Genomic DNA, 13,868 nt, shown 5'->3' with positions numbered 1-13,868 from the left:
TACCGACGCCGTGATCGTCGACCACCACCACGGCCCCTGTTACCGGCCAGCGCGTGGAACGGTGGTGTCGCTGGGTTGTCGACGAAATCCTGTGAGCAGTGGTTTCAAGCCGATGCGGAACGTGTCAATCCCGCGCTCGCGAAGATCAGATCTTACCTCGTGCCGCCGTGCGTGGCGGGTCAGCGGGTGTCGTCCGGACTAGCGTCTGGGGTGTTGCCGAGGTCGTCGAGTTGGCGTTGGACGCGTACGGCGTCGACATCGCGGCCTTGGTCCCGGTACATCTCCAGTGCCTCCCGCCACACCGTGCGAGCCTGCTCGTGCCGGCCGAGGGCGGCGTGGGGATGGCCCACGCCGTCGAGGTGGTCCGCGACCAGGTAGGCATTGCCGAGGTCGCGGTGCAGGGTGAGGGCGTGGTGGTAGTGGTCGAGGGCCTGATGGTGGTCGCCGGTGTGGTGGGCGATATAGCCCAGGCTGTCCAGTGTGTCCGCCTCGCCGCCGGGGTTGTGGTGGTGTCGGTGCAGGGCGAGGGCGGCCTGGCAGTGCTCGCGGGCGGTGTCGAACCGGCCCAGCCGCGCGGCGTACCAGCCCACCACGTTGAGCGCGTCGGCTTCCCACACCGGCTGGTCGAGGGCGCGATAGAGGGCGAGGGCGTGGTGGGCGTGCTCCAGGGCCTGCCGGTCGTCCCCCCGTCGTCCCCAGGCAAGCGCGAGCGCCTGGTGGGCGTGGGCCTGGTCGGTGGGGTCGTGGTGGCGCAGGGCCAGGTCGAGGGCCTGCTCCAGGTGGGTGATGGCCTGCTCGTGCCGGCCCAGCCGGGAGTATGCGTTGCCGAGGTGCCGGTGGGTGCGGCTGCGGGTGGCGGGGTCGGGCAGGTGGTCGGCGGCGTCCAGTGCGGCCTGCCACGTGGTGACCGCGTCGTGCCGGTGTCCCCGCCGGAGGTGGAAGGTGTGCAGGTTCCAGGCCAGGTGCCAGACGGTGTGGTGGTGGCCGAGGGTGGTGGCGGTGCGCTGGGTGGCCAGCAGGGTGGCGTGCTCGGCGTCCAGCCAGGCCAGCGCCGCGGCGGTGTCGGGCAGCGGGTGCGGGTGCACGCCGGGCGCGGGCGGCTTGGGCCGCACGAGCGGGCCGTGGGGGTCCAGGAGGCGGTCGGCGGCGTGGGCGGTGTGCAGGTGGAAGTTCCCCACCCGAGTCAGGGCAGCTTCCCGCACGTGCCCGGACAGGGTGGTGTGGGCGGTGTCCGCGGCGTAGCGGCGGACCAGGTCGTGCATCGCGTACCGGCCACCCGGCCGCCGTTCCAGCAGCGAGGCGTTCTCCAGCGCGCTGAGCGCCTTACGGGCGGCGCGTTCGGGCAGAGCGGTGAGGGCGGCGGTGGCAGGCGGGGTGGTGTCGGGACCGGGGGCGATCCCGAGCAGCGCGAACACGGTGCGCTGGGTGTCGGTGAGCCGGCGCAAGGACCAGGACAGCACCGTGGGCAGGCTGGCGGCGGGGTCGGTGTCGTGGTCGAGCGCTTCCAGGCCGAGGTCGCGCAGCTGGGCGGCGGCCTCGGCCAACGCAACCTCGGGGCGGGTGTCGGCGGTGCGGGCGGTGATCGTCAAAGCCAGCGGGTGGCCCCCGCACAGCCCGATCAGCTCCTCCACCGCCCTGGGCTCGGCGGTGACACGGTCCGCGCCCAGACGGGCTGCCAGCAGGCCGCGCGCCTCCTCGTGGGTTAGGACGTCCAGCGGCAGGTGGCGGGCGCCGTGCCGGTCGATCAACGACGCCAGCAGGTGACGGCCGGTGACCAGCACCGTGCAGGACGGCGAGCCGGGCAGCAGCGGCACGACCTGCTCACTGGTGGCGGCGTTGTCCAGCACGATGAGCATCCGTCGCCCGGCCACCAGGCTGCGGTAGAGCGCGGCCTGGGCGTCGAGGTCGGTGGGGAGGCGGTTCGGGTCGGCGCCCAGGGCGTCGAGGAACCCGCGTACCGCCACCGCCGGCTGCACCGGCTCGCCGGTGGGGCTGAACCCGCGCAGGTCGACGAACAGTTGTCCGTCGGGGAACCGCTCCAGCCGGCGGTGCGCCCATGCCAGGGCGAGCCAGGTCTTACCGATGCCCCCGGCACCGCCGATCGCCGAGACCAGCACCGCCGCCCCCAGGTCGGCGGGTGCCGTGGTGGCGGTCAACACGCGGTCCAGGCGGGCCAACTCCGCGCCCCGCCCGGCGAACAAGGCCGGCGCGGCGGGCAACTGCCGCGGCACCACCCGCCGCACCGGCTGCTGGACCGTGACCGTCGCGTCACGACCGGCCTGCACCACCATCCCCGAATCTGCCACGACCGCGTGCTGACCGGTCCCGGCGGATACCTCGCCACCGGCGGCGTCACCACCGGCTGCCGCGTCCGCCACGCCCACCTCATCCCGGTTCCACCAGCTCGATCAGCGCCACGCACACCTTCAGGCCCACAGCTCGCCAGTACACCGCAGGAATGCGGGCACGTGGCCGAACACCGACGTTCCAGAGCACGTGAGGCGTGACTGTTGCCGGTCTCGGCTCCACCGGCACCGAGGACACCCAGTCCGTCGAGCGGCTCCGCGACGACGGCCAACTCGCGCACAACGGCCTGGTCGGAGCCGGCGAATTCCCCAGCAGCGGTGATACCGACATAGAAAACCTCGTCGTGGCAGGTCGACCCGGCCGCAGGCGGCGGTGGCGAACGGGCCGGGCACCAGCCGTATGAAGACGGTCACGCACCATGCAGGCCGGCGTTGGAGAGGTGGTGTCGCACGCGAAACAGCGCCGACAGGGCGGAAAAGCGGATCTTGGTGACAACTACCGTCTGCAAGTGACAACTATCGCCTGTAATTACAAACCGTCCACAAGAGACAGACGATCTTGTTCGGCCGTTCCGCTTGACTTCATGGCAGCAAGGAAGCGTCCATAGTCATGCGGCCCGAAACCACCGGATGCGCACCGGGGGCCGCACCCGCTCCGGCCGGGGCATGACCACCCACCCTCACATCACCTCCTGCGAGGTAGCCATGTCCATTAACACCGACTCGACGCTGCGAGCTGTCCCCGACCCTGCGAAGCCGCGCACCGACACGGAGGAGAAACTGTGGCAGGCACTGCAAGACAATCCCGGCAGCACAGCTGCCGCGCTGGCGGTCGCCGCTGGGATCGGCAAGTCCACCGCGCCGAAGATCCTCACCCGCTGGGAACGCGACAATCTCGTCACCCGCGCCCCCGGAATTGCTGACGGGGGATCACGCCCCGCCGACCGCTGGTCGATCACGACCGCCGAAGAGCCCACGGACGACCAGCCGACCGACGAGCAGCCCACGGACGACGAGTCAGGTGGGGCGCATGAGGAGCAGGTGGACGGGGAGACGAAGCCGAAAAGCGAGCGGTTGGCATCGGGGGCGTTGCGCGGGATGATCGAGGACTACCTTCGGGAGAACTCAGGTCAGGACTTCAGCCCGAACGCGATCGGCAAGGCGCTGGATCGGTCCTCGGGTGCCGTTCACAACGCGCTGGAGAAGTTGGTCGCAAGCGGCTACGCCGTGCGCACCAGCGACAAGCCGAAGAAGTACTCCCTGGCCGCTGCCGATGCGGAAGCCGGCACAAGCGCGTAGCGCCACCGTGTACAGGGATGGCTGCGTGGGTGTGCCCTCACGGTCCCCCGTGAGGGCACACCCGCTTCCCCTGCGCTCACGTCATCCGAGGAACGGACCACGGATGCCCGTCGACGGTGGTTGACCGGCGATTCGTTGCGATGCCTTCGCGTCGGCAGTCGGAACGTTCGGCTGTCGACGCACCTCGGTGGCGGCGCGATGGTGCGCGCCCCACTGAGATGCTCGGGTGAATCAAGACCGCGCGGCCGACCCGAATACGCAAGCCGGCGCCACTATCGATCCCAGGACGGCCATCAGGTGCGGTCGTACCGCCCATGCGGGCGCGGGTCAGTCGACGCGTTGCCAGGCGACGCAGGCCGGCCGGCGGCCGTGGGTGTCCAGCAGCTCCGCCAGGGCGTCGCGGACGACGTCCAGGGACACCTCGGAGTCGGCGGGCCAGATGTGGCCGGTGCCGAAGTAGGAAAACTCGACGCCGTCCGGGTTTGTCCGGTCACCGCGACTGAACCACTCACCGCAGTCGGGGTCGTCTTCGACTTCTCCGGCATAGCGGACCGCGCCCAGGCCGGTCTCCGCGTCGGCGCCCACGACCAGCTCATGATCGGGTTGCCCATCGGTGTCCTCCTCGACGGCGTAGACGGTGGCCGAGGTGTACTCCCACCCGGCGGCCAGGAGTTCGTCGACGAACGCGGCGATGTCGGCGCGGTCGCGCAGGATCGTCGGCTGCCGCCCGTGCCGGTAGGCGACGGTCAGGACCACGGGCATCGGCTACGGCGCCTTTCCTCGGTAGTGCTTCGTCCCGCCGGGCCAGTGCACGATCAGCCGTTGGCCCGGTCGCAGGACCTGCGGTAACAGGGTGTCACACGACCACGGACCGGTGTCGCAAGGCTGATTGTTCACCACGAGGGTCTCGACGTCGGCCCCGTGTCGGCGGAGGTGGACGGCCGCCTTGACCTCGACATGCTCCGCCGCCCACAGGTCGCCCCGCGCCGGAGCCAGCCCCAGGCCGCGCAGGGTGTCGGCGGCCTGTCCGAAGTCCTCGTCCCGACCGCTCACGGTGCGCCGGTCGTGCGCACCACCCCGGCCCAGCACCATGCCGTCGGTCCTGCGGTTGGTCCTGCTGCGCACCGGCAGCGCGGCCAGCGCATCGCGCACTCGGGTCGGTTGTCGCACCGGGGTCTGGGCGGCGGTGGCCGACCGGCCGGAACCGATGCCGACAAGGGAGTCCAGCACGGCCTGGGCGTGCCGCATCCCGGCATTCAGAGCCTGCCAAAGGTCTTTGCACCCCTTCAACACCTCCCGCAGGTTTTCCGAGACGACTTCCGCTTCGCCGGTCCCGTCTCCCTCCGTGGCGTGCACGAACAGCACCAAGGCGTCCTGGACATTCTGTTCGGCCGAATCCAACGCGTCCTTCGACTGCGATGCCTTGTCACAGGCCGCAGCCACGACCGCCGCCACCTCTCCCAGCGATGCCATCCCACCCCCGATCGCGGACTCGTGAAGCAGCCTCCCAGAGGCGCGGGTACCGCGCCGGCGAGGTGGCCGGTCGGCCCGGAACAGGACAAAGCCCGGATTTCTACAGGGAAACCCGGCCGGGTCGTACCTCGGATCGGCGTTCTACACCCGGCCGCCTCGCCCGCGCTGCGGCCAGTCCCGGACACTGTCGAGGGACAGCCGTGAAGCGAACAGGACACAACTCCAGATCCTGCGGCGGGGCGTGAGGTTTCCGGTCTCGGGAATGGATCAAGCGGGCACGAGCACACCACCAGCGGCCTCGTGGCAGAGGTCGCTGGTGATTGCGCAGGGTCGGCCGCTCGTCGGCAGGCCGGGTTCAGGTGTGCGCGCCCCAGAGGCAGTTCTCTGGATCCCATACAACTTCGGTATAGAGGCGGCGGAGGTCGGGCAGGCCGGGTTCGATCATCCGGCCGAGCAGTTCGCAGTCGGAGTCGCCGGGCCACCGGCCGGTCCAAGTGTCCCGTCCGCAGTCGTGGACGAGGGTGCACATCAGCCGCTGATGGCTGGCGGCGAGGCAACGTGCGACGTCGTCTTCGACGTACTCGTGCGCGCTGTAGGTCGGCGAGAGGCGGGAGGCTGTGGAGGTAACCGTAGCGATCCTTCGCCAGCCCCAAAGGGCTGACGCTGTGCGTCCCTTCGCGCGAACAGGGACTGGTGTTGCGATCCTCGCCAGACCGAAGGGCTGGCGCTGCTCCGAGCCCGTCATCCATGCTCTGCAGCGAGTCCAGGTTGCGATCCTCGCCAGCCCCGAAGGGCTGGCGCTGCTTGCCGCCGATTCTCTGACAGCCCGGCGCGGGCGTTGCGATCCTCGCCAGCCCCGAAGGGCTGGCGCTGCGAGATGACCGGCATCCCGACCGCGTCCACGAAGGTGTTGCGATCCTCGCCAGCCCCGAAGGGCTGGCGCTGCGCTACGAGCTGCACGACCCGGCCGCCGCGTCGGAGTTGCGATCCTCGCCAGCCCCGAAGGGCTGGCGCTGCCCTGCCTCACCAGCCTAAACCTGGGGTCATGGCCAGCGCTGAGGAAGCACTATCTCGCCCTTCGGGACGACACGCCGAGAACCGGTTCGGAACCTGTCGGCGTGTCGCGTCACACTTGTGGTTCCGAAGTAGGAAGCACGCTGTCGGGTCTGGCTGCGAAGACTGCGGTAGGACCCGGGTCTCCGGTTCAGCGCTCGACCGTAGTGGGCTCGCAAGGTCCTCGCGCTTCGGCGCGTGCCTGTCGACGGTCAGGTTCGCGTGAGCGAGGTCGGCTCGGGCGAGGCATGTCCTGGCTAGGTCGATACGGGTACCCCGGTCGTAGGTGGTGTCCGTCGACCGAGGACGGTCAGAGCGGCCTGGGCGTCGACGGGGGCTTTCCGGGCATGGTCCGTTGGTGATGCTGCCGGGACCGTAGGGCCGCAGCGCGGCGCTGCGGATAAACGCCGACAGGGCCTCGACGACGGCGGGCTGGCCACGGGGCAAGTCTCGGGCGAGACGTTCCAACGCGTAGATCCCGCCCAGACGGGCCCGGAGGTGGTCGGCCCCGGTGCGGTCGAACTGGTCGACGGCCTTGGTGAATCGGTCGGTGAGCTGCCCCTGCTCGGTCACCGCGTTCTGCGCCCGGGTGGCCTGCAGCGACAGGCCGGTGAAGACCACTCCGGCCCCGGCCGCCACAGCCGCGAGCAGGGACGCGAGCAGGGACGCGAGCGCCGTCCAGTTCCATGCCTGCTGCGGACCTAATCGTCGTCTGCATCGACGGGGTGCACGCAGGCACGTCGCCCGGACGACCCGGGACGAAGCGGACGCCACTGCCGGCCTGGGGTGAGGAGTCGTCGCCGGCAACATCGCCGGTGGGTCGCCGGCGGCGTGCGGTACGACAGCCCTCACCGGGGCGCTCCTGTGGCAGGAGACGCTGGTGACGGTAGTGCGCCCGCTTCCGCCGGGCGGGGTCAGGTGCGGGCGATCCACTGGCAGCGCTCGCTGTCCCATATCGCCTGGGTGTAGAGGCGTTCGATGTCAGGGACGCTGGGGTCGATCATCCAGCCGAGTCGTTCGCAGTCGCTGTGGCCCGGCCACCGGCCGGTCCAGACGTCGCGTCCGCAGTCGTGGTCGAGGTTGCACATCAGCCGTTGGTAGCCGGTCACGAGGCAGCGGGCGATGTCGCAGCCGCCGTCGTGCTCGTCGTATTCGTGGGCTTCACCGACCGCCACGTCGCAGTCGGGGCATCGCTGGCGCACGTCCGCCGGTGTGGACGAGGCGGGTCGCGTACTCGGGTTCGGTGCTTCGTCGGTCGCCCGGCCGGCCGGGGATCGGTCGTCGTCGACCGGCGATTTCGGCGCTGTGGGTGTGGTGGCGGCGCTGCCGGTCGGTTTCCCGGTGGTCTTCTCGGCGCGTCCGGTCTTCGGGGTGGGGGTGCAGTCGTGGGTGTGGGCGGGTGGCGGTGCGGGGCTGTCCGGGTCGAGGTGGTCGCCGAGGTCGGCGAGGGTGGCGATGCGGGTCAGGGGTGCCTCGGCAGAGCAGCGGGGGCAGGGGGCGAGCAGGAGCCACGCCTGTCCGGGGGTGGTGTGGTCGGGGGTGAACCGCCATGTCCGGCCGGTGGCGGGGTCGGTGACGGTGATGAGGTCGGCGGGGACGTCGCCGGTGCGGGTGGGGTAGACGCGGTGGGGGTCGTCGGTAATCAGCACGGCGTCCAGGGGGACGTGGAGGGCGCTGGCGATCGTGCGCGCGACGCGGGCGCGGCGTGCCCACCGGTTCCATGCCTCCTGGGTGTCGTGGCGGCGGTGGAAGCCGTCTGGGTCTGCGGCGTGGTGGGCGCGGGCGGCGCGCACCGCGCGGTCGGCGAGCCGGGGTGCGGTGGTGGTGTCCACGTCGTGCACGGTGGCGTACGGCGTGGTGCCGCGCGTGGTGGGTGTCGTGTGGTCGGAGCGGGTGGCGAGGTGGGTCAACAGCCATACGGCGGCGGCGTGGTCGAGATCGGGCAGCCGGCCGTGGTGGGTGAGGTGGCGGGAGTCCACTGCGGTGACGATCCGCCAGTCCCGCTGGTGGAGGCGGTCGGCGCAGTAGTAGCTGCCGACGAGCACGCCGTCGCGGGTGACCGTGCCGTACAGGGTTTGTTGCGCGTCGGCGGGATCGGCCACGATCGAGGTCACCGTGCAGCCGTGGGCGGTGAAACGGCGCACGACGATCTCGGTGTCGGGCGGGGTGTGCCGGGTGGTCATCGTCTTCTCCTTCGCGGGGGTTCTCGGCAGGGGATCCGCGTCGTGTGTCCATTCCGGAGCGGCGTCGGGTCCGGGGGGTCAGCGGGGTGGGCGGGTCGCGTCGCGCAGGAGCCGGTCGATCTCGTGGGCGGGGGCGGTGAGGATGGTGGTCAGCACGATGACGGCGGAGCCTTCGTCCGACGGGCGGACGGGAGTGCCGTCGACGGCGAGCTCGTGACCGTCGGCGGTGACGATCCGCCAGTCCTGCTGGCGGATGCGGTCGGCGCAGTAGTAGCTGCCGACGAGCACGCCGTCGCGGATGACGGTGCCGTACAAGACCTGTTGTGCGTCGGCGGGGTCGTAGGTGATCGAGGTCACCGTGCAGCCGTTCTCGGTGGAGCTGCGTGCGACGACTTCGGCCTCGGGCGGATCGGGGGTGGCGGTCATCGGCCTTCTCCTTCGGTGTCGTGTCGGGTGTCGTTCGGGTCGGCGGGGTGCTGTCCTGCGGCGGTGGGCAGTGCGGTGTGGAGTGTGGGGGCGATCGCGCCTATCGCGGAGGCCAGTTCCGCGAGGGCGGTGTCGAGGTCGTCGGCTGTCGCCGCCGCCGTGATTTCGATGGAGATCCGTCCGTCGCGCAGCGCCCGCACGGCCGTGGTGGTGCCCTGCCAGTAGGCCAGCGGTTCCCACTGCGCGCTGTCGGAGTGGGCGCGGACGAGGGGGTCGGGCTCGCCGAGTCGTCGGGCCGCCGCGGTGACGGCTGCCACGGCCTCGGCTCGGCGGTGGTCGCGCTCGCGCGCGAGCGCGAGCACCGTGGCCTGAAGCGCGCGGTATCGCGGCAGCTTTGCGGCGATGGTCCGCGCCGCCTCGGCCGGCGGTGTCCGGTACGGCACCGTCATCCAGTCGCCGGCTTCCGAGGGGATCGAGAGCGGGGCGAGGCCGTCGGGGCGGACGGGGAAGACGACGTAGTCCCATGCCGGACCGCGTTCCCGCGCGATGCCGGCCACCGGTCGTCCCTCGCCGTCGACCAGGACCAGGTGCCGGGTGGGGGCGAGCGGGGTGGCGACTCCCCATTCGGCGGGCAGTCCGGCGGTGTGGGCGAGGACTCTGGCGAGGATGCGTCGGGGTTTGTCCTCGCGGGCCGAGGGCGGCTCCGCGGGCACGGTGGGGGTGGTGGTCATGCCGACCACCCGAGGGCGTCGGCGGCGATGGCGGGCAGGCAGTCGACCTGCTCACCGGTGCCGAGCCACACCACGGGCGGGTCGGTGGGGCGGACACCCCACGATGCGGCGTCGTCGGGGGTGCACACGACCCGCGCGAGAAGGTGCTCCATCGGCTCGTCGGGTCGGGCGGCGATCCGCAGCGGGGTGGCGGGGTCGTAGCCGGACAGGGCGGCGATCAGGTCGCCCACGGTCCGGGGGTGTTTGTAGGCCATGGCGGTCACCTCGTTGGTCGTGGGTTGGTGTGGGGTGGGTGGTCCGGGGCGGGGTGTCCCGCCCCGGACCGGTGTGGCTAGCGGGCGGTCGCGCGCAGGGCGGCGGTGGCGGCGTGCCCGATGGCGCGGGCGGTGGTGGTGGGGTCGGTCAGCACGTGCACGGTGGACCCGTCGAGCGGGGTGTCGTGGGTGCCGGTGGTCAGCCACAGCACGGCGCAGCCGGAGGCGCGCAACCGGTCGAGTTTGCGCTGCCCGTCGATGCGGGGCTGGTGGCGGTAGTCGCCGTCGGACACGATGACCAGCAGTCGCGCCGCGCCGGGGCGGGACAGCCCGAGGGCACCGTCGAGGGCGTCCAGGGCGACCGGGATGTCCTCCCAGCCGTCGTTGGACTCGAACTCGGTGACCTCGGCGGGCGGGCGGGAGGGGTGGGTCAGCGGGCGCACGTGGTTGCCGAAGATCACGCTCGCGGTCTTGGTGGGCACCCTGGTGTGGCGGGCGGCGTCGGCCAGGATCCACGCCGCCGAGGCCACGTGCGCGCACGCCCATCGCATCGACCCGGACACGTCGCACGCCACCCCGACCCGCAACGGCGGGACGGTGACCGGGGTGCGGGTGGTGCGGGTGAACGGGTGCGCGGTCACGACCGCCCCGGCGGCACGTTGGGCTTCGGCGGCACGCACCCCGCGCATCCGCAACCGCCCCGGCGGAACCTCCGAGGTGGACTTCACCGCGACCCGTTCACGGACCCCGGCGGTGTCCAACGCCCGCGCCAACACCCGTGCGGCGGTGCGCTCCTCCGGCGTGGGCGGGCGGGTGCCCGCCAGCCGGGTGCGACCGGTGCGCGGACCGCCGGCGGCGAACACCCGCCGCGCCGCCTTCTGTGCCTCCTGCTCGGCGGCGTCGGCGTCCGCCTTCGCGGCGGCGGCGACGGCGACGGGGTCCTCGGGTGCCTTCTCCCGCGCCACCTTCGCCGCCACCTTGTCGAGCACGGCGGCGATCGCGTCCGCCAACGGCGACGGGTCGGGGGCGGGGGTGTCGGGGCTACCGGTGCCGGGGGTGCCGCCGGACGGGTCGGGGGTGCCGGACGGGTCGGGTGCCGCGCCGGGGTCCGGGTCGGCGGGGGTGTCGAAGTCGGTGCCGAGGATCTCGCACCATTGCCGCCCGAGGGCGAGCATGGTCTCGCCGTCGTCGTCGGCGGTGCGCAACGCCGTGCGCCACACCGCCCGCAACCTGTCCACCACGTCCGCACCGAGCACGTCGGCGACGACACGGGCGACCGGGGCGACCTCGGCGCGGGTGAGCACCCCGCCGTCCGCCCGTCCCAGCAACAGCGCGGCGGTGTGCGCGGCGTGCGCGGGGGTCATCTGCGGGGCGGTGGCGGGGTCGGCGAACAGGTGCAGGTCGGCGGCGACGATGCCTTTCACGCACGCCCGCAGCCAGTGCCGGTCGTCGGGGCGGCGGCGGATCTGTGCGGCTTCCATGCGGGGCTCTTCCAGCAGCATGGCGGCGGCGACCACGCCGGGCGGGGCGTCGTCCGGGGGTGCCCAGACGGTGTGTTTGGCGTGCCCGCATTCGTGGGTCAGCGCACCCCATGCCGGGGCGTAGCGGGGGCGGTCGGACAGGTTGGCGGGGTCCACGGTGGCGGGGTCGACCCCGAGGTGGTCGCCGTCGACCTCGATCAGCGCGCGGGCGGGGTAGAAACACGCCGGGGCACCCCCGCCCGCGCCGGGTGCGACGGTGACCAGGAGGTCGTCGCGGTCGGCGATGATCGGGACCTCGTCGGCGAAGGCGGCGGACAGCGCGAGCCACTCGGGGCGGGCGGGGAACACGGCGGTACCGGTGGCGGTCGGGTCGGCGGTGAAGTGGGTGCTCACGGTTACGGGTCCTTTCGGGACGGTCGCGGTTCGGTGGTGGGTCGGGAGGTCAGGGTTTCGGCGTGATGCGCGCGCCGAGGGCGAGCGGAGCGACGGTGCGCCCGAACGCGTCGCGCACCACGGCGGCGACGATCGCGCGGTCCTCTTCCGGCGCGATGCCCACGAGGTTCCCGGCGGCGGCGTCGGTGCCCAGCACGGAGGCGATCTTCTTGAACGCCAACAACTCGCGCAGTTGCGGTGCCCACCCGACCTCGCCCCGTTCCTGCCGGGTGGCAAGGTTGCGTGCCACGCGCACCGCCTTGCGATCCACGCCCAACTGGTCGGCGAGGTCGTAGTCGGACGACACCCGGACCTGCACGGAGAACCGGGAGGAGAGGGCGTCGGTGAGCACCGCCCCGTGCACGCCGGGGTTGTGTCCGGCGACCACGTAGAACCCCGGCGCGGCGTCCACGACCTCGCCGCCGTTGGCCTTGATCACGATCTGGCGGCGTCCGTCCATCGCGGGGTAGACCACGGCGAGCACGGTCGGCGGGATCAGCGTCGCGTCGTCGACGAACAACGGCACCCCGTCCCGCATGGCGCGGACCAGCGGACCGTGCACGAACACGAACTCGCCGTCCGGGGTTTTGGTGTAGTCGCCCACGAAGTCTGCGACCACGGTGTCCCCGTCGCCCTGGACCGTGATGCAGTCCGGGAACGCCGCCTCCACCACCGACGTCTTGCCCGTGCCGGGCGGTCCGTACAACAGCGCGGCGACCCCGGCGTCACGCAACCGCCGCAACGCGGTCACGTCCGGAATCCCGGACAGCAGCCGGGGGTGGTAGTCCATCCCGTTGGGGCGTTTCACCGGACCGGTGACCACGCCCGCCCCGGCGGCGGACCCGCCCGCACCCGACGGGGCGGGCGTGGTCGCGCGCGCGGCGGTCGGTGCGCTGGTCGTGGGTTTCGGGGTCTTCGGGCGGGGCGTGCGCGGTGGGGCGGGGGTGATCGTGGGCGCGGCGGCGGACGCCGTGGTCGCGGTCGCCCGGTAGGCCAGCGGGAACCTGGAAGCGACCTCGGCCTCCCCCCGGTCCGCCAACGCCTTGCACGCGTTGCCGACCGCCCCGGACGACCGGTTGAGGGTGTGCGCGATGGTGCGCGGGGTGAGTCCGGTGCCCGCGTTGTCGGCGAGGATCTTGGCGACCATCGCGCGCAGTTCACCGCTGCCGAGACGTTTCGGCGTGCCCGCCGGGCTGGTCGGTGCCGGGGCGGGCGGGGTGGGCGTGGCGGTCATTGCGAGCGGTCCTTCCGGACGAGGGCGGCGTCTACGGTCGCGGCGATCACCGGGAACGGCGCCCCGGTCAGTCGTGCGCGCCATGCCCCGCAGTACGCGTGGACGGTGAGGTCGATCGGGTCGGCACGGTCGATCACGACACGGGCACCGGTCGCGGCGTGGCGGTGCACGCGCCCGCTCGGACTGGCGACGAAGCCGCGACCGTGCAACAGGGCGCGCAGGTCGGACGCTTCCGGGTGTGGGGTGGGCGCGGTCATCGGGCGTTCCTTTCCGGTGTGCGGGCGGCGGGTCAGTCGGCGGGCAGCGACTCGACGTCGTCGATGTCCGCCCGGTGGCATACGGCGGCGTCGTCCGCCGCTTCCGGCGTGGCGCGGACCGTCGACCAACCGCAGTAGCAGAACGCGGTGACGGTTCCGTCGTCATTCGCGGCGGTGTCGGCATAACACATGATCGGCTCCCTTTTTCGACATGGCTCGCGCCGGCCGTGGCATTCGGTTTGATTTCCGTCCCCCTAGCTGCAATTCAATTATGACTCGGCGGCGCGCGGTCCGCAATAGATCCGGCAGCTTATTTACAAGACTCTTTACGGCCGGCTACGGAAAACACCACCGAAATGAGAAACCGTGCCGCCCTATTGAATTCGACCGGAATCCGGAAATGTTCGCGCAGGTCGGCGGGCCGCCGGAGGCGGACGAGCCGGACGCCGGGACACGGGGAGCTCAGGAGGGAAGAACCAGCCGACGAAGGAGTCGGGCCGGCCGGAATGGCGACGGGACCGCAGAACAGTAGGCGGGGCCGCACGCACGCGCGGGACGACGACCGGCCACGCCCGCCCCGATGTGTCCACCGGCTTGTGGCCAAGCGAGTCTGGGATACCAGCTGATTCCCCTGTAGGCCACCTGACCGGCATCGTCGCCGATCGGAGGGGGTGGCGTTCTAACAGGATCCCCAACCTGATCCCCCATGTGATCCCCCGTGTGCACCCCCGACGGAAGT

General features: G+C 71.9%; 12 protein-coding genes and 1 CRISPR repeat array. Of the genes, 1 reads left to right on the top strand and 11 read right to left on the bottom strand.

Going from position 1 to position 13,868, the window contains the following annotated elements; all coding sequences use genetic code 11:
• Nucleotides 1-179 precede the first annotated feature (179 nt).
• Entirely contained in the window at nt 180-2,291 is a 2,112-nt protein-coding gene (locus AB0I60_RS05230; protein WP_360726814.1) for a tetratricopeptide repeat protein, read from the bottom strand.
• A 720-nt stretch (nt 2,292-3,011) separates the two neighbouring features.
• Between AB0I60_RS05230 and AB0I60_RS05225 the strand changes: the two genes are divergently transcribed.
• A complete protein-coding gene (locus AB0I60_RS05225; protein ID WP_360725956.1) occupies nt 3,012-3,605 on the top strand; it encodes a hypothetical protein in 594 nt (197 codons plus the stop codon).
• Nucleotides 3,606-3,932: 327 nt separating this feature from the next.
• Here the strand turns inward: AB0I60_RS05225 and AB0I60_RS05220 are convergent, their stop codons facing one another.
• From AB0I60_RS05220 to AB0I60_RS05175, 10 genes are all read right to left on the bottom strand, one after another.
• Nucleotides 3,933-4,367 carry an Imm1 family immunity protein gene (locus AB0I60_RS05220; protein WP_360725955.1) on the bottom strand — a complete coding sequence of 145 codons (435 nt, stop codon included), beginning with the start codon at nt 4,365-4,367 and terminating at the stop codon, nt 3,933-3,935.
• A gap of 3 nt (nt 4,368-4,370) precedes the next feature.
• A complete protein-coding gene (locus AB0I60_RS05215; protein ID WP_360725954.1) occupies nt 4,371-5,078 on the bottom strand; it encodes a DddA-like double-stranded DNA deaminase toxin in 708 nt (235 codons plus the stop codon).
• A 632-nt stretch (nt 5,079-5,710) separates the two neighbouring features.
• Nucleotides 5,711-6,095: a CRISPR direct-repeat array (repeat unit 37 nt; unit sequence GTTGCGATCCTCGCCAGCCCCGAAGGGCTGGCGCTGC).
• Nucleotides 6,096-7,045: 950 nt separating this feature from the next.
• Complete coding sequence (locus tag AB0I60_RS05210) at nt 7,046-8,314, bottom strand: hypothetical protein (protein WP_360725953.1); 1,269 nt, start codon at nt 8,312-8,314, stop codon at nt 7,046-7,048.
• A 78-nt stretch (nt 8,315-8,392) separates the two neighbouring features.
• Nucleotides 8,393-8,740, bottom strand: coding sequence for a hypothetical protein (locus tag AB0I60_RS05205; RefSeq protein WP_360725952.1), 348 nt, complete (start codon nt 8,738-8,740; stop codon nt 8,393-8,395).
• Nucleotides 8,737-9,471 (bottom strand): hypothetical protein, encoded by a 735-nt coding sequence (locus tag AB0I60_RS05200; protein ID WP_360725951.1) that lies wholly within the window; start codon nt 9,469-9,471, stop codon nt 8,737-8,739. The genes AB0I60_RS05205 and AB0I60_RS05200 overlap by 4 nt, the downstream gene beginning before the upstream one ends.
• Nucleotides 9,468-9,725 (bottom strand): hypothetical protein, encoded by a 258-nt coding sequence (locus AB0I60_RS05195; protein WP_360725950.1) that lies wholly within the window; start codon nt 9,723-9,725, stop codon nt 9,468-9,470. Before AB0I60_RS05195 ends, AB0I60_RS05200 begins: the two co-directional genes overlap by 4 nt.
• A gap of 77 nt (nt 9,726-9,802) precedes the next feature.
• Nucleotides 9,803-11,599 carry a VWA domain-containing protein gene (locus AB0I60_RS05190; RefSeq protein WP_360725949.1) on the bottom strand — a complete coding sequence of 599 codons (1,797 nt, stop codon included), beginning with the start codon at nt 11,597-11,599 and terminating at the stop codon, nt 9,803-9,805.
• Between the two features lie 49 nt (nt 11,600-11,648).
• Nucleotides 11,649-12,872, bottom strand: a complete 1,224-nt coding sequence (locus AB0I60_RS05185) for an AAA family ATPase (protein ID WP_360725948.1) — start codon at nt 12,870-12,872, stop codon at nt 11,649-11,651.
• Complete coding sequence (locus AB0I60_RS05180) at nt 12,869-13,129, bottom strand: hypothetical protein (protein ID WP_360725947.1); 261 nt, start codon at nt 13,127-13,129, stop codon at nt 12,869-12,871. The genes AB0I60_RS05185 and AB0I60_RS05180 overlap by 4 nt, the downstream gene beginning before the upstream one ends.
• A 32-nt stretch (nt 13,130-13,161) precedes the next feature.
• On the bottom strand, nt 13,162-13,320 hold the full coding sequence (locus AB0I60_RS05175; RefSeq protein WP_360725946.1) for a hypothetical protein: 159 nt from the start codon (nt 13,318-13,320) through the stop codon (nt 13,162-13,164).
• Between the last annotated feature and the right edge of the window lie 548 nt (nt 13,321-13,868).

The sequence above is a fragment of the Actinosynnema sp. NPDC050436 genome (assembly GCF_040655415.1).
Lineage (GTDB): Bacteria > Actinomycetota > Actinomycetes > Mycobacteriales > Pseudonocardiaceae > Actinosynnema.
Note: the sequence above shows the minus strand (reverse complement) of the source record. Positions and strands in the feature narration are given on the sequence as shown.